This window comes from Companilactobacillus baiquanensis (genome assembly GCF_003946605.1).
In the GTDB taxonomy this organism is placed as follows: Bacteria; Bacillota; Bacilli; order Lactobacillales; family Lactobacillaceae; genus Companilactobacillus; species Companilactobacillus baiquanensis.
The window spans coordinates 392079-414485 of sequence record NZ_RHOQ01000001.1 but is presented as its reverse complement, the minus strand read 5'-3'; the positions used below and the strand labels follow the sequence as shown (position 1 = coordinate 414485).

23 protein-coding genes and 1 riboswitch are annotated in these 22407 nt (G+C 34.2%); of the genes, 17 read left to right on the top strand and 6 right to left on the bottom strand.

What is annotated here, in order from left to right; translation table 11 throughout:
* Positions 1–5 precede the first annotated feature (5 nt).
* From EKM77_RS02045 to EKM77_RS02035, 3 genes are all read left to right on the top strand, one after another.
* Positions 6–320 (top strand): LapA family protein, encoded by a 315-nt coding sequence (locus EKM77_RS02045; protein WP_125592132.1) that lies wholly within the window; start codon positions 6–8, stop codon positions 318–320.
* Positions 321–409: 89 nt separating this feature from the next.
* Positions 410–592 (top strand): 50S ribosomal protein L32, encoded by a 183-nt coding sequence (rpmF, locus tag EKM77_RS02040; RefSeq protein ID WP_057764109.1) that lies wholly within the window; start codon positions 410–412, stop codon positions 590–592.
* 54 nt (positions 593–646) lie between these two features.
* Positions 647–1375, top strand: coding sequence for a hypothetical protein (locus EKM77_RS02035; RefSeq protein WP_125592130.1), 729 nt, complete (start codon positions 647–649; stop codon positions 1373–1375).
* 68 nt (positions 1376–1443) lie between these two features.
* Here EKM77_RS02035 and EKM77_RS02030 read toward each other — a convergent pair whose 3' ends face one another.
* Complete coding sequence (locus EKM77_RS02030; protein ID WP_057764219.1) at positions 1444–1626, bottom strand: YjzD family protein; 183 nt, start codon at positions 1624–1626, stop codon at positions 1444–1446.
* Between the two features lie 102 nt (positions 1627–1728).
* On the opposite strand from EKM77_RS02030, the gene dnaE reads away from it, so the two are divergent.
* The 3 genes from dnaE (at position 1729) to pyk (ending at position 7918) form a co-directional block, all read left to right on the top strand.
* Complete coding sequence (dnaE, locus tag EKM77_RS02025; RefSeq protein ID WP_125592126.1) at positions 1729–5043, top strand: DNA polymerase III subunit alpha; 3315 nt, start codon at positions 1729–1731, stop codon at positions 5041–5043.
* Positions 5044–5148: 105 nt separating this feature from the next.
* A complete protein-coding gene (gene pfkA / locus EKM77_RS02020; RefSeq protein WP_125592124.1) occupies positions 5149–6108 on the top strand; it encodes a 6-phosphofructokinase in 960 nt (319 codons plus the stop codon).
* A gap of 40 nt (positions 6109–6148) precedes the next feature.
* Positions 6149–7918 (top strand): pyruvate kinase, encoded by a 1770-nt coding sequence (gene pyk / locus EKM77_RS02015; protein WP_125592122.1) that lies wholly within the window; start codon positions 6149–6151, stop codon positions 7916–7918.
* Between the two features lie 73 nt (positions 7919–7991).
* Here the strand turns inward: pyk and EKM77_RS02010 are convergent, their stop codons facing one another.
* The 5 genes from EKM77_RS02010 to EKM77_RS01990 are packed head-to-tail and all read right to left on the bottom strand — an operon-like array spanning position 7992 to position 13613.
* Positions 7992–8777 carry a Cof-type HAD-IIB family hydrolase gene (locus tag EKM77_RS02010; RefSeq protein WP_125592120.1) on the bottom strand — a complete coding sequence of 262 codons (786 nt, stop codon included), beginning with the start codon at positions 8775–8777 and terminating at the stop codon, positions 7992–7994.
* A 49-nt stretch (positions 8778–8826) separates the two neighbouring features.
* Positions 8827–10500 (bottom strand): HTH domain-containing protein, encoded by a 1674-nt coding sequence (locus tag EKM77_RS02005; protein ID WP_125592118.1) that lies wholly within the window; start codon positions 10498–10500, stop codon positions 8827–8829.
* Between the two features lies 1 nt (position 10501).
* Positions 10502–11668: a MalY/PatB family protein gene (locus tag EKM77_RS02000; protein WP_125592117.1), complete on the bottom strand. Its 1167-nt coding sequence runs from the start codon at positions 11666–11668 to the stop codon at positions 10502–10504.
* Between the two features lie 52 nt (positions 11669–11720).
* Positions 11721–13154: a PTS fructose-like transporter subunit IIBC gene (locus EKM77_RS01995; RefSeq protein WP_125592115.1), complete on the bottom strand. Its 1434-nt coding sequence runs from the start codon at positions 13152–13154 to the stop codon at positions 11721–11723.
* Positions 13155–13166: 12 nt separating this feature from the next.
* The gene (locus EKM77_RS01990; protein ID WP_125592113.1) at positions 13167–13613 is read right to left on the bottom strand and encodes a PTS fructose transporter subunit IIA; all 447 of its coding nucleotides are present in this window, start codon (positions 13611–13613) and stop codon (positions 13167–13169) included.
* A gap of 188 nt (positions 13614–13801) precedes the next feature.
* Here EKM77_RS01990 and EKM77_RS01985 point away from each other — a divergent pair, with 188 nt between their 5' ends.
* From EKM77_RS01985 to EKM77_RS01935, 11 genes are all read left to right on the top strand, one after another.
* Positions 13802–14662 carry a CvfB family protein gene (locus EKM77_RS01985; protein WP_125592111.1) on the top strand — a complete coding sequence of 287 codons (861 nt, stop codon included), beginning with the start codon at positions 13802–13804 and terminating at the stop codon, positions 14660–14662.
* Positions 14663–14699: 37 nt separating this feature from the next.
* Positions 14700–15587 carry a site-specific tyrosine recombinase XerD gene (xerD, locus tag EKM77_RS01980; protein WP_125592707.1) on the top strand — a complete coding sequence of 296 codons (888 nt, stop codon included), beginning with the start codon at positions 14700–14702 and terminating at the stop codon, positions 15585–15587.
* An 11-nt stretch (positions 15588–15598) separates the two neighbouring features.
* A complete protein-coding gene (locus tag EKM77_RS01975) occupies positions 15599–15976 on the top strand; it encodes a DUF829 domain-containing protein (protein ID WP_125592109.1) in 378 nt (125 codons plus the stop codon).
* A complete protein-coding gene (locus EKM77_RS01970) occupies positions 15973–16701 on the top strand; it encodes a segregation and condensation protein A (protein WP_125592107.1) in 729 nt (242 codons plus the stop codon). Before EKM77_RS01975 ends, EKM77_RS01970 begins: the two co-directional genes overlap by 4 nt.
* 20 nt (positions 16702–16721) lie before the next feature.
* Complete coding sequence (gene scpB, locus EKM77_RS01965; protein WP_164507706.1) at positions 16722–17228, top strand: SMC-Scp complex subunit ScpB; 507 nt, start codon at positions 16722–16724, stop codon at positions 17226–17228.
* Between the two features lie 2 nt (positions 17229–17230).
* Complete coding sequence (locus EKM77_RS01960) at positions 17231–17962, top strand: pseudouridine synthase (RefSeq protein WP_125592103.1); 732 nt, start codon at positions 17231–17233, stop codon at positions 17960–17962.
* Between the two features lie 33 nt (positions 17963–17995).
* Positions 17996–18115, top strand: a riboswitch (FMN riboswitch).
* A gap of 67 nt (positions 18116–18182) precedes the next feature.
* Positions 18183–18743 (top strand): ECF transporter S component, encoded by a 561-nt coding sequence (locus tag EKM77_RS01955; protein ID WP_125592101.1) that lies wholly within the window; start codon positions 18183–18185, stop codon positions 18741–18743.
* 82 nt (positions 18744–18825) lie between these two features.
* Complete coding sequence (locus EKM77_RS01950; protein WP_125592099.1) at positions 18826–19869, top strand: LysM peptidoglycan-binding domain-containing protein; 1044 nt, start codon at positions 18826–18828, stop codon at positions 19867–19869.
* A gap of 62 nt (positions 19870–19931) precedes the next feature.
* Positions 19932–20591: a (d)CMP kinase gene (gene cmk / locus EKM77_RS01945; RefSeq protein WP_125592097.1), complete on the top strand. Its 660-nt coding sequence runs from the start codon at positions 19932–19934 to the stop codon at positions 20589–20591.
* A 27-nt stretch (positions 20592–20618) separates the two neighbouring features.
* Positions 20619–21932 (top strand): ribosome biogenesis GTPase Der, encoded by a 1314-nt coding sequence (der, locus tag EKM77_RS01940; RefSeq protein WP_125592095.1) that lies wholly within the window; start codon positions 20619–20621, stop codon positions 21930–21932.
* Between the two features lie 186 nt (positions 21933–22118).
* Complete coding sequence (locus EKM77_RS01935) at positions 22119–22394, top strand: HU family DNA-binding protein (protein ID WP_010623460.1); 276 nt, start codon at positions 22119–22121, stop codon at positions 22392–22394.
* Positions 22395–22407 lie beyond the last annotated feature (13 nt).

The following is a 22407-nucleotide window of genomic DNA, read 5'->3' as shown; positions in this document are numbered from 1 at the left end:
TAAGTATGAATAGTAAACAATCAAGATTTGTCATTGGTTTAGTAATTGCATTGATAGTTGTAATTTTTGCAATTCTTAATGTGAATCCAGTAACTGTTAGTTTTGGGTTTACGCACATCAAGTTACCCTTAATCGTATTGATCATCGTAACTTTATTGTTGGGGGCAGTTATTACGATGTTGTTATCGAGCACAGGTAAGAAGAGTAATAAGAAATTAACTAGAACTGCACAGAAGCAATTTTCTAATCTAAAAGTTTCAAATGATAGTCAAATTGCTGATGCTTTAAAAGAAAATGATGGAAAAAAACAAACAAAATAGTAATTTTGCTTGCTCTAATGTTTTTATGATAGTATTATATTAAACGTTAGATTTGATTAAGTTAATATAAATTAAAGGAGTTTTTAAATATGGCTGTTCCAAAGAGAAAAACATCAAAACAAAGAAAACGTCAAAGACGTGGACATATCAAGTTGAATACACCAAACATGCAATTTGATGTCGCTACTGGTGAATATCGTTTAAGTCACCATGTATCACCATCAGGTATGTATAAAGGTGATCAAGTAGTTGATACTAAAAAAGAAGCTTAATTAAAAGCCAAGTAAATTATGCTTGGCTTTTTTTTAATAAATGGGGAAATTCTCATGAAAAAATTTAAATATCTATTTTTATTGGTCATTCCAGTATTTTTATTACTTTTAGCAGGTTGTTCTAAGCTTTCTTTAACTACCACAAAAGATACATACAAAGCTGACGGATTAGTCGCTATCGTTAAAGGAGAAGCTTCAAGCGCCGATAAAGTTACTTATACAGTAAGTGGTAAAACTAAAAACGTTAAAATTAATGATGATCACTTTGCCATTTCAATACCAGTTGCCACTCATGATAAAAATGTCAGAATCAAGGCAACTAAGGGCAAGAAAACTACAACAGAAATTGCTAAAGTAAAAAAGGCCAAAGCATTAACTGGTTATACTACATTTGCTCAACAATATAATTATGCAAACTTAACCTTAGGTAAACAAAACGATCAGTTAAAACTGATCGTTAATGATAATGGGATAATTAAGCATAAAACTGCTAGTGGTACTAATCTAGTTATGAATGTTCAAGATGATCAACTTATGGGGATCGCCATGAACTTATCTTATAAGACTATGAAATCAAAAGCCGGTATGAAGAATTTTGCTACTGACTTAGCAATGGTTTCTCAGTTAGTTGGTGCTGATGGAAAGTCTGTCTTAAAGGACCTTTCAAAGCAGATAAAAGATGCTGATGGTGGAACAACGACCATGAAACAAATTACTTCCAATGGTGTTAAGTTCAATATTAATTTGACCACTAAAGATTTTTATCTATATGTGACGAAGTAAATATTTAGATTATTAACATCAAAAAAGCGAAACTAGTTAATCAACTAGTCTCGCTTTTTTAAATAAAATTATTTAGCACGATTGTCGCTCTTATCCAAAATAGCTGGAACGATAAAGAAAATAATTGCGAAAACAGCACTGACAACAACAGAAGTTTGGAAGTTATAAGCTTGTTGGTTTAAAGCACCACCAATGAAGCCGGCAACTTGACCTAAAATGATCGTCCATAACAATACATCGAAATATCTCATTTCTTCCATCTCACTTTCTTCAGTAGTTTAGCACAAAAATGAGCTTTGCCCAATAATGTTCTTAAACACTTTGATATAATTTTAACCAAAGGGGGTAGTCAATTGCAAGCACAACTCCAAGTAATGAGCAGTTATAGTTTATTACATAGTCCACTAAAGTTGACCGAGTTAGTTGATACAGCCAAAAAACGTGGTTATCAAGCGGTTGCTTTAACTGATTTAAATAATCTATATGGTTCAATTGATTTTTATAAATATGCCAAAAAACAAGGTATCAAACCTATTATTGGGCTAGTAATTGAAACCCAAGGAATAATAGACGTAAATAATGATTATCAATTGATCTTACTTGCTAAAAATGATCAAGGATACAGAAACTTAATTAAAATTTCTTCTATTATTATGTCTTCTAAAGAAAAAATTCAAATAACAACTATCAAGGATCTTTTATCAAATTTATTTGTAATAACTCCTTCGATCAATGCTGAATTTTTGAGTATAACTGATTTAAGTGAATACTTTACAAGTTTGAATAATTTAACAGATGCTGATTCATTATATTTAGGATTAGGTCTTTATTCAGAACAAATTAATAACGTTAAAGATATTAGAGAAGCTGCTCAAAAGCAGAATTTGCCAGTTGCCGCTTTAGGCGATGTCCGTTATATAAATGAAGATGATCATTTATCCTATCAAGTGTTAAATTTCGTTAGAACCGGAGATAAATTTGATAATTTAGAGCAAGTTGTTGAGCATGGAGATCATTATTTACATTCTGCTACGAAATTTTCTTCTATATATAAGGAATATGATTTAAATGAGGCTGTAACTAATTCTGAATCGATAGCAGATAGGTGCAACGTAGAAATTAAATTCCAGGAAACAGAATTGCCAAAATTTGAAACTCCGGGGACCGATTCGACCAATTATTTACGAGAGTTATCTATCAAGGGATTAAACAAGCGCTTTAATAATCAGGTCAATGTCGAATATAAAAAACGTTTGGATTATGAATTACAAGTTATTGATAAAATGGGATTTTCCGATTATTTCTTAATTGTTTGGGATGTTATCAAACATGCACATCAAGTAGGTATCAAAACTGGTCCTGGACGTGGTTCAGCGGCAGGGTCATTAGTTTCATATACTCTAGGTATCACTCAAGTTGATCCTATCAAGTATGATCTGCTCTTTGAACGTTTTTTGAATCCGCAACGTGTTAATATGCCTGATATTGATCTAGACCTTCCTGATAACCGTCGTGACGAGATGGTTGAGTACATGCATGATAAATATGGTTCGAATCATATGGCCCAAATAATTACCTTTGGAACATTAGCAGCAAAGATGGCTTTAAGAGATATTTCGCGTACTTTTGGCCAGACACAATTTCAACTGAGTAAATGGTCTGATTCTATACCACGAAAGTTGAATATAACTTTGAAGGAATCTTTCGATGAATCTAGCGAATTAAGAAATATTGTTGCCGATTCTAAAGAAAATCAACTTATCTTTAAAGTTGCTCGTCGAATTGAGGGTATTCCTAGACACTATTCAACTCATGCAGCAGGAATTGTGCTTAGTAAAAAACCAATGACCGATATTGTCGCAGTTCAATTAGAAGATGACGGAATTAATTTGACGCAACAAACTAAGAACAATGTTGAAAGCGTTGGACTGTTGAAAATGGATTTTCTAGGCCTAAGAAATTTAACGATCCTTGATACGGCGATACAATTGATAACTAAACAATATGGTCGAGAATTTCTTCCAGAAAAAATACCTTTGAATGACACTAAAACCTTGGAGCTATTTCAACGAGGCCAGACTGATGGCGTTTTTCAATTTGAATCAGATGGTATTAGAAGTGTTTTAAGACGTCTAAAACCAACATCATTTGATGATGTAGTTGCAACTAATGCGCTATATCGACCTGGTCCAATGCAAAATATCTCTACTTTTATAGCTCGAAAACATGGGGATGAACCAGTAACTTACCCAGATGAATCTCTAAAGAAGATTTTAAAGCCAACATATGGAATCCTAGTATACCAAGAGCAAGTAATGCAGGTCTCCTCACAGATGGCGGGTTTTTCTTTAGCTGATGCTGATATTTTACGTCGGGCCATTAGTAAAAAGAACGAGTCTTTGATGCAAGAGAATCATCAAAAATTCGTTAATGGCGCGATAAAAAAAGGAGTTGCCAAAGAATCTGCGGAAAAAGTTTATCAATATATTGAGACCTTTGGTAATTATGGATTTAATAAATCGCACTCGGTGGCATATTCAATGATTGCCTTTTGGCTAGCCTATATCAAAGTCCATTTTCCTGGAGTATTTTATACTTGTTTATTAAATTCTAATCTTAATAATGAAGAAAAATTGTCACTTTATATTCAAGATGCAAAAGATAGTCATTTAAAGATTGAAAATGTTGATATTAACCAAAGTGAGGCCAGTTTTACCTTTGACACTAAAGCGATTCAATTTGGATTATTGAATATTAAAGGGGTTCGTCGTGATTTAGCACAAGATATCTTAGATGAACGCCAAAAAAATGGTGAGTATCTGGATATAAGAAACTTTTTACAACGAATAGATCGACGATTCGTTAAAAATGAGTATCTGGAGCCGTTAGTTTTGTCAGGTGCCTTTGATAAATTTAATAAAAATCGTCGCGAACTTTTGTTAGACTTTCGAGACCTAACTGAAAGTATTCAACTATCTGGTTCTAATCTTTCACTATTTGATGTGTTAGAGCCTAAAAAGCACGAAGTTGACGATTTTACCTTGACGGAAAAACTTAATCAAGAGAAAAAATATCTAGGCATTTATGTGTCTGGTCATCCGGTTGAAAAAATTCGACAGAAGTTATTAAATACTACGACCGTAAAAATTGGACAGCTGAATCAAAATAAACAGCAAAATGTAAATATTTTAGGATTAGTTAAAGACGTTCATGTGATCAGGACCAAAAAAGGGCAACAAATGTGCTTTTTGAGTTTAGAAGATGAAACAGGGAAAGTTTCGATTACTGTTTTTCCACGACTGTTCCAAAGTTTATCTGAAGATGATTTAGAAAATAAAATTTTTCTGATCGTCGGCCACGCTGAAGATGGTAGACGAGGAGATCTGGAATTTATTGCCGGTAAAATAAATGATCCTAAACAGTATATGGTGCAATTGCCACCGGAAAGATTATTTTTAAAGATCCCTAGTAATTTTTCGGATGAAAAACTCAGAGCTTTGTACGATTTAATAGAAGTCGATAACGGAAAAGTACCTGTGATTTTGTATTTTGAAAAAAATAAACAAGCATTATTATTGAAACAGAATCGATGGGTGCGTTTTAATGATGATATGAAGACAAAACTTGTAGAAATGTTGGGTGAAAAGAATGTCTATTTAAAAAAATAGTATTAATTTCAACTTAAAACGTTTTCAGCTCTATAAAGAATGTGAAAAAAATGTTATATTTTATAAGGTTTTGTTTTTGAAACAAATAAATTTGGAGTGTGAATAATGAAGCGTATAGGTATTTTAACCAGTGGTGGCGATGCCCCTGGTATGAACGCTGCTATTAGAGCAGTCACACGTAGAGCTTTGGATAAAGGCTTAGAAGTGTATGGTATTAATTATGGATATGCTGGTTTAGTTGCTGGAGACATTTTCCCACTAACTGCTTCTGATGTATCTGACCGTATTCAACGTGGTGGAACTTTCTTGTATTCTGCAAGATATCCAGAGTTCGCTAAAGAAGAAGGCCAATTAAAAGGTATTGAACAACTTAAAAAGTTCGGTATCGATGCTTTGGTCGTTATTGGTGGAGATGGTTCTTACCATGGTGCATTACGTCTTACAGAACATGGCTATAATGCAGTTGGTCTACCTGGAACTATTGATAATGATATTCCTTACACAGACTTTACAATTGGATTTGATACAGCCGTAAGTACTGTTATCGAATCAATCGATAAAATCAGAGATACAGCCACTTCCCACGAAAGAACTTTTGTTATCGAAGTTATGGGTAGAGGTGCTGGTGATATCGCTCTTTGGGCTGGTGTCGCTGGTGGTGCCGAAGAAATCGTTGTTCCAGAACGTGATTTTGATATCGCCGAAGTTGCAGACCGTATTAAACAAGGTCGTGAAAAAGGTAAGAAGCACATGCTTGTTGTTCTTGCCGAAGGTGTCATGCATGCTCAAGAATTCACAGATAAGCTAAATGAATTTGGAGATTTCCAAGTACGTAGCACTGTTTTAGGTCACGTTCAACGTGGTGGTTCACCAACAGTTAGAGATCGTGTCTTAGCAAGTAAGATGGGTGCATATGCTGTTGACCTTCTTGAAGAAGGTAAAGGTGGAGTAGCTATTGGTACAGAAGACAACAAGTTAACATACCATAGCATGCTTGATTTATTCGATGGAAAGCACAAACCTGATTTAGAGCTATATGATTTAAATAAATCATTAAGCAGATAATTTGGTACAATAGATCTATCAAAAGAAAAGGGGTTTCTTGATGAAAAGAACAAAAATTGTAAGTACACTTGGTCCTGCAAGTAATGATGTTGAAACAATTACTAAGTTAATCGAAGCTGGAGCTAACGTTTTCCGCTTTAACTTCTCACATGGTGATCATGAAGAACATCTTTCACGTATGAAGATGGTTCATGAAGCAGAAAAAATTACTGGTAAGACTGTTGGTATCGTTTTAGATACTAAGGGTGCTGAAATCCGTACAACTGTTCAAGAAGGCGGAAAGTTCGAAGCTAAGATCGGTGATGTTATTCGTATTTCTATGGATGATTCATTGACTGGTACACCAGAAAAAATTGCTGTTACATACCCAGGTCTTTATGATGATACACATGTTGGTGGTCACGTATTGATTGATGATGGTCTTGTTGACTTAAAGATCACAGAAAAAGATGACGAACACCGTGAATTAGTTACAGTTGTACAAAACGAAGGTATGATCGGTTCAAAGAAGGGTGTTAATGCACCTGGTGTTGAAATTCGCCTACCAGGTATCACAGAAAAAGATTCTGATGATATTCGTTTCGGTTGTGACAATGGAATTAACTTCATCTCAGCTTCATTTGTTCGTAAAGCTCAAGATGTTCTTGATATCCGTGAAATTCTTGAAGAAAAACACTGCGAAGATGTACAAATCTTCCCTAAGATCGAATCACAAGAAGGTATCGACAATATCGATTCAATCTTGAAAGTTTCTGATGGTTTGATGGTTGCTCGTGGTGACATGGGTGTTGAAATTCCATTTGAAAACGTACCATTCGTTCAAAAGAGTTTGATCAAGAAGTGTAATGCTCTTGGTAAGCCAGTTATTACTGCTACACAAATGCTTGATTCAATGCAAGAAAATCCACGTCCTACACGTGCCGAAGTTACTGATGTTGCTAACTCTGTTCTTGATGGTACAGATGCTACAATGCTTTCAGGTGAAAGTGCTAATGGTGATTACCCTGTTGAAGCCGTTGCTGCTATGAACCAAATCAACGTTCGTACAGAACATCAATTAGATCAAAGTAACCAACTTGCTATCCAAAGATTCGAAGAATACAAGGGTTCAAACGTTACAGAATCAATTGGTGAATCAGTTGTTAGAACTGCTGAAGAACTAAACATCAATACTATTGTTACAGCAACTAAATCAGGATACACTGCACGTATGATCTCTAAATATCGTCCAAGTGCTGATATTCTTGCTATTACATTTGACGAAAGAACACAACGTGGTTTGACAGTTAACTGGGGTGTTGATCCTATTATTGCTGACAGACCATCAAACACTGATGAAATGTTCGATCTTGCTGCAAAGAAAGCTCAAGAACTTGGCTTTGCTAAAGAAGGAGATTTGATCCTTGTTGTTGCCGGTGTTCCCGTTGGTGAAAGTGGTACAACTAACTTGATGAAGGTACAATTAATTGGTTCAAAGCTTGTTAAGGGCCAAGGTGTTGGTGAAGAATCAGTTGTTGGTAATACAGTTGTTGCTCACACTGCTAAAGAAGCAAATGACAAAGTTAAAGAAGGAGACATTCTTGTTACAGAAATGACAGACAAGGATTACCTTCCAGCTCTTGAAAAGGCTAGTGCCGTTGTTGTTGAAAACGGTGGTTTGACATCACATGCAGCCGTTGTTGGTATTGCTATGGGTCTACCAGTTGTTGTTGGCGCAAAGGATGCTACTTCACTTATCAATGATGGTGAAACAGTAACAGTTGATTCAAGACGTGGTGTTGTATACAAGGGTGCTTCACGCTCTCTATAATACATACCATTAAATAAATGATATAAAATAAAAGCTAATCTACTATGAAATCTAAGTAGGTTAGCTTTTTTGTTTATATAAATTCCGATATAAAATTCAAAACACCTTGATTTTGATTATTAGTTGTTTGTTTGTCGGAAACCTCTTTGACATGACTTTGAGCGTTTTCCATCGCTACACCTAAGCCAACTTCTCTTAGCATTTCTAAATCATTGCCACCATCACCAAAGGCACACATCTCATCTAAAGAAATATTTAGTTCTTTTCCAAGTTCCGCTAGACCAGCGGCCTTATTTCTACCAATTTGAATAATATCAATGTCCCCATGACCACTACTAGTAGGTTCAGCCAAATTTGCTAATTCCAATTTTAGATTAGCTACTATTTTTTCAGTTTCTGATGGAGGACAAGATAACGCAAATTTCAGAATTTGATCATCAATTTCGTTAAAATCATTCAGAATAGATAATTCATGATAGTAATTTTTAACGTTATCAATATAATCTTTTGATTCACTATTCAAAACATAGGCACTTTTAACACCGCAGACCAATATTTTAAGGTCAGGAATGTTTTGTAATTTTGATATGACAGTATTCGTAGTTTCTTCATTAAAAGAATGTACAGCATAAACCTTGTTTAAATCACGAATATACGCACCATTTTCGGCAACATAAATAGTATCAGGATATTTTTCAAAAAAAGATTTTAGTTGGAAATATTGATTACCGCTGGCTACCACCCATTGAATATTTTTATCGGTCATCTTTTTGTGAAGTTCAAAAAATTTCTTTTCATCGTAAGTCATATCATCTCGCAAAAAAGTACCATCCATGTCTGTAGCAAATAGTTTTATCATTTAAAAAACTCCTAAGCAAATTTGATATTTAAAATTATATCATGTTAATTTATTCTGATATATTAAGTATTTTAAATATATCTTCATAACTAGAAATTTGTTTTATTTGTTCCTTAGGAATATTATGAAAAATCTTATACAAGTAACTAAAAATTTGTCGCGATTCCTCTTCTTGATCATCAATAACAACACTTAGAATTAGATTGATTGAACTATTGTTAAGGATGACAGGGCTTTCTAAGTTGATAGCAAATATTTTCCCGAATTTAACATTTGCTACGGCGTGAGGAATGGCGATCATCCCATCAATGATCAATTGGTTACCAGCTTCTTCACGGTTGATCAAGGTTTTAATTAAATCAGCCGACAATAGGTCACGTTTGTAAAATTCAGATAGACCAATTCTTAAATTATCTAGGTAGCTACTGTTTTTATTATCTAAATGTAGATATTGGTTAGGAGTGATGATATTACTTAAATTTTTATTGATGTAATAATTACTAGTGATTCTCTTTAGGTGGTTTATATGCTGCTGGTCGATTATTCCATTGATGGAAATATCAAATTGTCCAGCATTATCATGGTTTGGTCCATTCATAATACTGATATCATAAGATTCAGTTTCTAAAAGTTTATCAAATTCATCTTTTGAATAGACACTTTTTAGATTAATATTGTTGATATTTTCCAATAAGATGTTTTCGTTGATATTAGCGATTGATCGTTGGTATGTATACATCAAAATTTTTATGTTCTTATCTTCAGAAAAGATATCCATAGCACGAACTACATATAGACCAATGTATTCATCATTGATAGAGATGCCGTCAATCTCTTGCTCGGCCAATTTACGGAAATCACACGCTAAATCAAAGGCAAAAGGATTCTTTATTTTTATATCCTTAATTTGCTTTGTCAAAGAAGCAGATATAAAGGTGGGAAAGAGATTATTACGACATAAATGTTCACTAATGTCTGTAACTAGTGTAGTTTCGTCGATGCGTAATCCATATTTACTAGTTATCTTGTTGAGAATGTTTTTAATTGAAGTGGTATTCAATTTATTTAAGGTTTGGATTTTTTCTGAATAAAATTCTTTGATATCTTCTGTTTGACAGATATTTAAAGCAATCAATTGTGCCGTAATTTGTTTGGTAATTAAATATTTGTTGATTGCAGGCGGAATAAATTTCTTATCTTTTTCAATCAAATCATTGATAACGACCATATTTAAATTTGGAAGATTCTGAAGTAACTTGGGGTTATTGAAGATTAAATAGGCTAGAAGATCGACTTTAGTTATCTTTTGAAATTGTATCTGATAGCCTTTGCCAATTTTGGCAGAAATGTTAATGAAGTCATGGTAACGTCCATTTAATCTGTCGACAGTATTGATGACTTCTTTTTTAGACAGGTAGGTTTCGGCCATTAAGTTGTCGATACTTTTATTTGTCAAGATAAGTAATTTAAATAGAAAAGTTTGGTCGTCAATTTCAAATTGTTCGATCAGTGATTGAAACTCTCGATAGTTTTTAATGATCATGTGGTATTTGCTGCTAGATTTTATCTGAGCAATGGATCTCTCTGTTAAGTATTGATTGATTTCGTTAATATCTCGAATAATGGTTCTACGAGAACTTGTAACTTTTTCTGCTAGTTCGGTTCCAGTGTAATCATCATTCCAAAGTAGTATTAAAATTTGTATTTGCCGAACATTTAACATGTTAACTGCGAATTCCTAGTTCCATTCGCTTCAAACCCTCCTCTAGTTTGGATTTAGGACAAGCAATATTCATTCTTAAATAGTTACTATCACCATAGGTTGTTCCTGGCATGATACCGACTTTACCTTTATTGATCAGTTTATCTTGTAAGTCATCCATCGACATTTCAAGTCCTGATATATCGATCCAAGCTAAATATGTTGCTTGTGGTAGTTTAAAATTCAGCTGTGGTAGGTTGCTTTTTAAGAATTTATCAATAATTGTAAAGTTATTTTGGAGATATGGTATTAATTGGTCTAAATATTCAACTCCTTCTTTGCTATAAGTCGCCATCTGGGCGTACATTCCTAATATGCTGACTGATGATAAAGCATTCTTGTCTTTTAATTCGATTAAAAAAGCATCTCGTAATTTTTCGTCAGGAATAAAAGTATATGAGCCAATTAGACCTGGGGTATTAAATGTTTTGGAAGCAGAGGAACAAATTACGACATTTTTTTGAGTAATGTTTGTTATCGGAATATATTTTGCTCCCGGATAGACGATGTCTTTATGGATATCATCAGAAATAATAAAAACTTGATATTTGTCACATAGTTCAACGATTCTTGTTAATTCATCTTGATTGAACACTTTACCAGTCGGATTATGAGGATTAGTCAAAAGAAATATTTTAGTTTGTTTTTGCGCTAGGACAGTCTCTAAAGAATCCCAATCAATTTTGTAATCTGATTGTGCACTTCCTAGTCTGATAGGCATTAGAATACGTTCATTTTGCTCAATAACTTTATAAAAAGCATCATACATTGGGGTAAATGTTGCCACGGCATCATTTTTTTCTGATAATAGCCGGATGAAAGTTGCTACGCTAAAAATGACGCTCGGACTATATACGATCCAAGATGGATCAATTTCTGATTGATCGCGTTCTTGATACCAATAGACTATGCTATTTTTATAGTCATCATGGTTCCAACGAGAATATCCATAAATGGGATGTTCAATACGTTTTTTTAGGGTTTTTTGAACGGAATCTGGAACGGGAAAGTCAGTATCAGAGATGGAAAAGGGAAGAATATCATTTCTACCAAAACGATCGGCAATATAGTCCCATTGAGTGCTGTATGTATTTTTACGATCAATAACGTTATCAAAGTTATATTTCATTTGTTTTTCCTTTCAGAAAAAGGGCTGGGATATTAATCCCACCCCTCAAATTTTAAGCAGTTTTTTCTTCTTTAGCGGCTTGTTTTTTAAGCCAGTAACTCTTGAAAGTTATAATAAATAATACATTTAATGCTAAACCAACTGCAACACATAGATAGAACCAATACCATGGTGATTCAAGACCTAATAATGGATCAAATATTCCGATACCAGGAGCAGTTCTTTCAACATTTAAAAAGATGGTTAAAGCACCTGTGATACCACCAGCTAAAGTATTTGCTGTGATCATTGGTAGTGGAGCAGCTAGTGCATAAGGAATAGCCGGTTCTGTGGCAACGGTCATACCAACTAAGAAGGCTGACCAAGATGCGGCTCTTTCTTGTTTTGAAAAGATAGCAGGTTTTATCCAAGTTGAAATGGCTGCGGCCATTGGTGGTAATAGTGTAACAACACCGACGATTCCGTACCAGTTAAAGACATGTGAACTTAATAGTGAAAAACTAAAGAACCATGCTGTTTTATTGATTGGACCACCCATATCAAAGGCCAACATTGCCCCAACTATGAATCCTCCGACAATTTTCATTGAAGTAGGGATGTTTTGTAAGAAACTTAACATGACACTCATTAACCATGCCATTGCTGGACCTATCAAGAAGTAGGTCAGTAATCCAAATACTAGTAAAGTAACAAATGGAATAATCATGTATCCTAAAACTGATTGGAAGTTTTTACCTAATTTAAGCTTCTTGAAATACTTAACAAAATAACCAATTGAAAGACCGATAACAATAGCACCTAGAAATCCGGCACCTGATTCTGTACCAAGTAGTTGATTGTCATTTGCTAAATATGTAACTAGAAATGCTGGAGCAAATGCGGGTTTATCAGAAATTGCATACGCGATGTAAGCACCCATGATCGGAATCATGAATTGGAATCCTAAATTACCTATGTTAGTAATGATCCATGCAATTGAAGGAGAAGTTCCTTTACCAAGCGGAGTATTTGGCATTCCAAATTGGACCATCAAGCTACCAATAGCAATTAGAAGACCACCACCGATAACGAATGGTAAGGCAGCTGATACACCAGCCATTAAGTAACTCATAACACCTTCAGTAACTTTTTCTTGATCAGATCCTAATTTTACTTTAGATGCTGAAAGTATATGTGAATTGCCTTCTAGGTCATCAAATAATGTATCAATATGTTTTAAAGCCTCAGATACGGGTAATTCAACAACTTTTTTCTGGTTGAATCTTTCCTTGTCATGATCAGTTAAACCTTTACCGATTGCTAAAATAACATAATCGGCCTGAGCAATTTGTTCAGAAGTTAACTTGTTTTCGACACCACTGGCACCTTGAGTTTCTACATGAACTTCATAACCAAGTGATTTAGCTTTTTCTTCAATTGCCTCGGCTACCATATAAGTGTGAGCAATTCCGGCAGGACAATTTGTTACGGCTACTATCTTTGTCATAATGTCACCTCATTAATTATTAACTATATTGTTTATTGCTTCAAATACTTCAGCTTCAGAACCAGTTTTTAAAATTTCAACAAAATCTTTGTGAACTAATTTACGACTAAGCTTAGCCAGTAATTTTAGATGTTCATCGGCTTGATCGTCTGGTACTAGTAGACTGATAAAGGTATTTACTGGTTTCCCGTCAAGTGAATCCCATTCAATATCGGAACTACTGCGACCGAATAAAATAGTTGCACTTTTGATATTATTTGAACGTGCATGGGGGATGGCAACGCCGTTACCAAAGCCGGTTGTTGATTCTTCTTCACGTTCTAAATAGTCCTTAATTAATTCTGATTTATCATTGATAACATTAATATCAAATGCCAAGTCGGCTAAAGATGACATTATTTCTTTTTGGCTTGAACCTGCTAGATTCATATTGATGTGGCTAGTTTCAAAAATATTCATATGTTGTGACTCCTCTTTTGTTCATTTGATTTCAAATACATTGTATGAGAAAACGTTTACAGATTTAATGTGCAAAATGTCACTAAGGTGTGACATTAAAAATTTGTTCGATCTCACTTCCAAAATTATGAAAGTCTTCCTATTACTGGTAGAATAGAGAAGCAAATAAAAAAAGAATATGGTGAATTATGGAACTAAAAGATATGTATGGGAATGTACTCGTTGGTACAGTTACTGACTTAAATAAAGATGAAGCCTTTGTTCAAATCGAAGGTAATACTTTTGCTTTGAAATTAAGCGAATTAGATGAAATCCCTGAATTAGGTGATGAGATAACTGGTTTTGTCTATGAAAATCAAGCTCGCAAAAATAGGATGACGACTAATCTCCCTGGAGTATTACAAGGAGTTTGGGACTTTGCGGAAGTAACTGAGGTTAGAACTGACCTTGGTGTTTTTGTCGATATTGGACTTGATGACAAGGATATCGTTGTTTCATTAGATGATCTTCCACTGGAACATTCTGAATGGCCTAAAAAGGGAGATACTTTAATGGTCAAGTTAGTTATAGACCATAAAGGCCGTTTGTGGGGTAAATTAGCTGATTTAAATATTTATATGCAATTAATGCGTAGCGCTAATTTAGATGATAAAAATAAAGATAAAGAATGTACGGTTATTGCCATTAGAAATTCTGGTACTTTCGTAATTACTAAGGACTATTATTTAGGATTCATTCATCAAAATGAACAAGATGGTCCAATGCATATAGGACAACACGTAACAGCACGTGTTATTGGATCAAGTCATAGACGTTTGAACTTGTCATTAAAACCTCGTGCTTTTGAAGAGATCACACCTGATGCTCAGATGATCATGGCCGTTCTAGAGCATGCTCGTGATGGAAAAATTCCTTACACTGATAAAAGTGATCCTGATTCAATCCGTGAATATTTTGGCATCAGTAAAGGCAGTTTTAAACGTGCATTAGGAAATCTAATGAAGCAAGGTAAAATTGAACAAAAAGATGGTTATACTTATTTAAAGTAAGGGTGATTATTTGGACGAGACACTAAAAAATCAAACTATGTTAGATGCGTTAAGTGATTATTCGCGGTTTTTACGATTAGACCGTGGTCTTTCTAAAAACACAATTATTTCTTATCATCAAGATCTATACGAATATAGTTGTTATCTGGAAGAAAATAAGATAGAAAACTATCCTAAAGATCATTTTTTAGTAACCAATTTTTTTGCAGATCAAGACAAAAAAGGTAAATCTAAAACTTCACAAATGCGAATGTTTTCGGCCTTGAAAAAATTTTATCAATGGTTGGAATTGACTGATAAAATCCAAAGTAATCCGATGAATGAGTTGGATGCCCCCAAAAAGGGCTCTCATTTACCGGTTGTTTTGTCGATGAAAGAAGTTGATTCATTGATTGAGTCTCCTGACGTCTCAACACCTCTAGGCGTGCGTGATCGAGCAATATTTGAAGTTATGTATGCGACTGGATTAAGAGTCAGTGAGTTAGTAAATTTATCCATGGACGATCTTCATTTGGACCTAGGTTTAATTAAAACTTTAGGGAAAGGTGATAAAGAAAGACTATTACCGATTGGAGATACCGCTATTAAGTGGATGAATAAGTATTTTGAAGAAACTAGAACTAAATTAGTTGAGAAATATGGCGCACAAAAAGAAGTCTTTTTGAATTTTCGAGGTAAAAAGTTAACTCGTCAATCGATTTGGAGAATGATCAAAAAATATATCCAAAAAGTGGGCATTAAAAAAGATGTCACCCCCCATACATTGAGACACTCGTTTGCGACAAACCTGTTAGAAAATGGTGCTGATTTAAGAGTGGTTCAAGAGTTGCTTGGACATTCTGATATTTCTACGACCCAAATTTATACTCACATTAACAAAACACAAATGAAACAAGTTTATAACCGAGCTCATCCACGCGCTTGATTGGAGGAATTATGCTTAATAAATATAGTGATGAAAATAAGAAAATAGCCATGGGATTTCTTTCCTATATTCCTGATTTAAAAGATATGGATAACATGGAACAAGAATTAAGACTGTATGCCGAAGACGAAAATAGACAATTATATTTATGGAAGAGTAATTTAGAAGATTACTCGGGAATTGTCGCATTATCTTTTTCCGAGCATACAATTTTTGTTGAGTATATTTCACTAAATCCTTCATATAGATCTCAAAGTAATATGTACAAGATATTAGATGAGGTTCAGCAGAAATTTCCTCGACAAACTGTTTTAGGCAGTTTTAATCTTGTCAAATTGATCAAGGACTGGCACAATAAGCGAGCTAAGGAAGTGTCTGAAGCAGAATGAAAAAGCTGAATTTAGTTTTGACTGATTTTGAAGGTCCGATTGATTTGTTATTGCATTTAATTAGAGAATCCAAAATAGATATTTATGATATTCCCATAGCACAAATTACTCAGCAATATCTGGACTATCTTAATAAGATGAAAGTTTTGGAGTTGGATATTGCGGGTGACTATTTAGTAATGGCATCCACATTAATGTCTATTAAAAGTAAAATGTTGCTGCCAAAAACCCCGGACGAGTTTGAAGATGATGATTTGGAAATGGAAGATCCTAGAGATCAATTAGTATCTCAACTGTTGACTTACCAAACCTTTAAACGTGTTTCGGAGTATTTTTCTGAAAAAGAAAAGATACGCAGATTATCATTTGATAAAGATGTCAGTGTTTCACAGATGCCAGTTGATAAATTTCTTTTGCCGGATTCAATCGCTCTAGAAGATTTGAGGGAAACCTATGTTGATCTTTTGATCAATCAAAGTAATCGTCAGCCACAAACAGAAATTATTCAAAATGAAACTCTGTCGATCGAAGATGCAGAAGAAAATATTTTACAAAAATTAACAGCAGTTAAGAAAGCTAATTTTCAATCACTTTTAAAGCTTAATAACGATATTGAAGAAGTTGTTACGAATTTTATGGCTATTTTGGAAATGGTCAAAAAGAAACAAGTTCTAGCAATACAACATGGCTATCAAAGTGATTTGTTTATTGAATTGAGGAATTAAAAGTGTATCAAGCAAAAATTATGGCTTTGCTCTTTGTCGCAGGAGATCAAGGTATCAGTGAAAAAGATTTAGCGGATTTATTAGAAATAGATCGTGCAGCTTTAAGGCAAAGTGTTGAACAGTTAAAAATAAAATTAATGAGTGATGTTGAATCAGGAATTATGCTGGAAGAATTTAATACATCATATAAATTGATAACAAAGAGTGAATACAGCGAACTGCTGACTAAATACTTTAAAACTGGTTTGGGAACCAAATTAAGTCAAGCTGCTCTGGAAGTTTTGTCAATAATTGCTTATCGTCAACCTATAACAAGGATCGAAGTTGATGAAATCAGAGGAGTGCAGAGTTCAGGAAGTATAAATACGTTGCTTGCTAGAAAATTAATCAAAGAAAATGGCAAGAAAGATGTCATTGGTCATCCGAATTTATATGTTGTAACAGATGAATTTTTTGATTATTTTGGAATTAAAAATATTAAAGAACTTCCTAAAATTGAAAAATTTGAAGATTATAAAGAGGAATAAAGATGGTAGAAACAGATAAAATTAGGTTACAAAAAGCTATGGCTGATGCGGGAATTGCTTCGAGAAGAAAATCAGAAGAATTGATCGCCAGTGGACATGTTTTAGTTAATGGTAAAGTTGTTAAAGAGATGGGTGTCAAAATAGATCATCATGACAAAATCGAAGTAGATGGTGTTCCGATCCATGATGAAAAGAAAAGATATATTTTAATGTATAAGCCAAGAGGTGTTATCTCGGCTGTAAAAGACGATAAAGACCGGAAAGTTATTACTGATTTATTAGAGGACGATTTTAGAGAACGTGTTTATCCAGTAGGTAGACTGGATTATGACACTTCGGGATTAATTCTTTTGACGAACGATGGTAGTTTTGCTAATAAATTGATGCATCCTAAATATCATGTTGAAAAAACTTATGTTGCTAAGATTCAAGGAACTTTAGCAATTGAAGAAATAAAGAAACTTGAGCATGGGATGAAATTAAAAGATTTTAAGACATCCCCAGCAAAGGTACAAGTTATTTCTAAAGATAAAAAGAAGAACACTTCAATTGTGAAACTCGTTATTCATGAAGGTCATAATCACCAAGTTAAGAATATGTTTGCTGCGGTAGGTCATCCGGTAGTCAAATTATCTCGTGAAAAATATGGCTTTTTAACTTTAGATGGATTGGTCTCAGGAAAATATCGTGACCTTACAAGACAAGAAGTTGCTAGGTTGAAAGATAGAAAATAATCTGTTATAGTTAGTTTGTTAAAAATTTAATAAGTTGGTTTTCAGGGCAGGGTGAAATTCCCGACCGGCGGTATAGTCCGCGACCCAGGTTTTCCTGGTTGATTGGGTTCAATTCCCAAACCGATAGTAAAGTCTAGATGAAAGAAAACAGATTAGGTCTGTTTTGGTATGCCCAAAATAGGCCTATTTTCTTTGGAAATCGGCAAGGAAGGTTGATTTTATGGGAAAGAGTACTTACAAATTTCAAGAGATGGTAACTATATCGATTTTTGCTGCTTTTGCGGCAATTATTATGTTTTTCGAATTCCCGGTCTTACCGTGGTTCCCGTTCTTGAAAGTAGATTTGAGCGATGTTGTAACGATTATCGGAACGATTTTTTATGGACCAGTAGGAGGAAGCTTGATTGCCTTACTAAAAGCCTTAGTTCATTGGCTTGTAACAGGATCAGGCGTTGCTGGTATCATTGGAAATGGAGCTAACGTAGTTGGTGCGATTGCCTTATTATTACCGTTCAGTTATTTCTGGAAGAAAAATAATAAAACAATGGCGATCATTGCTGGAACAATTTCAATGACAGTTGTAATGTCAGTTTTAAATTACTTTATTATTATGCCTCTTTACATAAATGTAATTGGGATGCAACTAAATATGAGTTTAGCTAAGTATGTAGCAACCGGAGTTATTCCGTTTAATATTGTAAAGTCATTGATTGTTTCAGTGGGAGTTTTAGTAGTATACCCACGCTTGAAGGGTCATTTCGTCAATAAAACTGCAAACTAGCGATTCTTTATAAATCTTTAAAGAATAAATTGGAATTTTTATGATATGCTTTAAGGGATAGAAATTAGGAGGTTGGTTTTCCATGGCCGAGAACAACAAAAATAACACTTCTGGTGAAAATATCCCCAATTCAACTGCTGGATTAGAAGGATCAGTCAGTCAAGAAGATTTAAAGAAATATCATTTGATACCTGGTAATAATGAGAGTATTCAAGATTCACAACCAGAACAAAATGATTCTAATAATGATTCTAACGATGATGTAAATCAAAATGAAAATAACTTTGATGAACCATCAACACCGGTTGTTCCAACAACTAATAACGATGATCATTTACACGCAAGTCAAGAACAACCAGATCATTTAACGCAATATGAAGAATCCAATGAACCTGATCAAAATGAAGTAAATAATCAAGATTTGGATTCTGATGTGAAACCAGAACCACAAGAATCAGAAGATGAAGAAAAACCTTGGGAAAAAAGTTTTGATGATGATAATGACGAAAGTGGACATGTTTCTAGAGCTGTAAGTAAGAAGAAACAACGTGGAAATCACACATTAGTAACTACATTAGTAATTGCTTTAATTGTTATTATGTTTGCTCCAGTTGTTATTAATGCTATGAACAATAATAGTGGTAGTGATTTGGATAGCACTCAATCTGAAAAATCCGTTGAGAGTAAAGATAAGAGTTCTAAAAAGAAGAAAACTACTAAGAAAAAGAAGAGTAGCACTAAAAAGAAATCTGCAGCAAAGAAAAAGACAGAGAAAAAGTCTACAACTGATAATAGTGCGGACTCAAACTCTAATGCTGACACTAGTCAATCAACTGATACAACTACTCAAGACAACACAACTGATAACTCTACAAACCAAGCAACTACTGGTACTACTTCTAACAATAATACTGGTACAACTAATACACAGACGGATACGTCACAAACACAAACTAATACTGGATCAACAAGTAGTGACTCTGCCGGTGCTTCGTCGTATACAGTAAAAGCTGGTGATAATTGGTTTAGAATTGCTTATAATAATAACATGACGACGGCTCAACTAAAGGGCTTGAATAGTGGAGTTTCAACATTAACACCAGGTACAACATTAAGATTAAAATAGAAGTTTAAGAAGGGTCTTGGACATTAAATTGTCGGGCCCTTTTATTAAGGGGAGAATTATTAATGCAAATTGCTATTGATGGTCCAGCGTCTGCTGGTAAAAGTACAATTGCCAAATTAATTGCTAAAAACTTGGATTTTGTTTATTGTGATACAGGAGCAATGTATAGAACTGTTACTTTACTTGCAAAAGAGAATCAAGTAGATTATGGTAATGAGTCGGGTATTTTAGAATTAATGCATGATCATAAAATTTATTTTGTTAATAAGACTGATGGTCAACATGTTTATTTAGATGATAAAGATGTCTCAGAAGTTATTCGTACAGAAGAGATCACTAATAATGTTTCGCAAGTGTCAGCCATTAAAGAAGTTAGAACAGAATTAGTTGAAATGCAACGCAAAATGGCCGACAATACTAATATTGTCATGGACGGACGTGATATTGGAACGACCGTCTTGCCTAAAGCTGAAGTCAAAATATTCTTGATCGCTAGTGTTTCTGTTCGTGCCCAAAGAAGATTTAAAGATAATCAAGAACGTGGAATTGATGTTCCTTTAGCACAATTAGAGGATGAAATAGCTACTCGTGACTACAAAGATTCACATCGTGAAATATCTCCTTTGAAAAAGGCTGATGATGCAATTGAAGTGGATACTTCTGATATGACAATCGAACAAGTTGTAGAGCGTGTAACAGAAATTGTTAATGAAAAGAAATAAAATTTAAAAATATGAGGAGGTAGATTTATGGTTGTTCCCGTAGTTGCATTAGTAGGACGCCCTAATGTTGGTAAATCAACGATTTTTAATCGTATTATCAATGAACGTCTATCTATTGTTGAAGATACGCCAGGCGTTACTAGAGATAGGATCTACGCCAGAGCAAGTTGGTTGGGAAAAGAATTTAGATTGATCGATACAGGTGGTATTGATATGAGTGGCGAACCTTTGACCGTTCAAATCAAAAATCAGGCTGAAATTGCGATAGATGAAGCTGATGTTATTGTTTTTATCGTCAATGGTCAAAATGGTGTGACTAAAGAGGATGAAGATGTCGCTAAAATTCTTTATAGAACTAAAAAACCAATCGTTTTAGCAGTAAATAAGGCTGATAATCCTGAACAGCGTCAAAATATCTATGATTTTTATACGTTAGGTTTTGGTGATCCAAATCCAATTTCTGGTGCACAAGGTACTGGTATTGGTGATCTTTTGGATGAAATCGTGCATGCATTTCCTGCTGATGCCAAACATGAAGAGGATGAATCAGTTAAATTTAGTTTTATTGGACGTCCTAATGTTGGAAAATCATCATTAGTTAATGCCATTCTTGGCGATGAGCGAGTAATTGTTTCTAATATGGAAGGTACTACTCGTGACGCTGTTGATACAAAATATCACGATGAAAAAATGGATAAGGACTTTACGATTATTGATACTGCTGGTATTAGAAAACGTGGTAAGGTCTATGAAAATACTGAAAAGTATTCAGTTTTAAGAGCCCTAAGTGCGATCGATAAATCAGACGTGGTTTGTGTTGTTTTGAATGCTGAAGAAGGTATTCGTGAGCAGGATAAACGTGTTGCAGGATATGCTCATAATGCCGGTAAAGGTGTTATTATCGTTGTAAATAAATGGGATGCTCTAAAAAAAGATACTCATACAATGAAAGATTTTGAAAATCAGATCAGAACTGAATTCCAATATCTTTCATATGCACCGATTTTGTTCACTTCGGCTGTTAAAGGTCAAAGATTAGATCAAATTCCTGAACTAGTATCAAAAGTTTACGATAATCGTCAAAGAAGAATTCAATCAGCTATCTTAAACGACCTATTATTGCGTGCCACGTCGATTGCACCAACACCGGTTGTTAATGGTAAAAGATTGCGTATTTATTACATGACTCAAGTGGCGGTTCAACCACCAACATTTGTAGTATTTGTTAACGACAACGAATTATTGCATTTTTCTTATGAACGTTTCTTAATTAATCAATTAAGAGACACATTTGACTTTGAAGGAACACCAATTAAAATCTTGCCAAGAAAGCGCAAATAAACCTTAATTGACGCTAATTTGGAAGTATTTAAGCCAAAATTTTAAATAAATTTAGAATTCCCCCATTTTAAGGGGTTAAAACTTGCCACAGCCTTGGTGCTATGGTATTTTGAATAATGGAATGATGAACACAGTCGTCGTTCATGTGTTCTAAATTATTTATACAAATCTCCGGAGGTATTATGTATGGCAAATAAAGCAGAACTTATCGATAGTGTTGCAAGTAAAACAGGTTTGACAAAGAAAGATGCAACTTCAGCAGTTGATGCTGTTTTTGAATCAATCCAAGAAAACTTATCAGAAGGTAACAAAGTTCAATTAATCGGCTTTGGTAACTTTGAAGTACGTCAACGTGCTGCTCGTAAGGGTCGCAACCCACAAACTGGTGAAGAAATTAAGATTCCTGCAAGCAAGGTTCCTGCATTCAAGCCAGGTAAAGCTTTGAAGGATTCAGTTAAATAGAGTTATTTTTGGG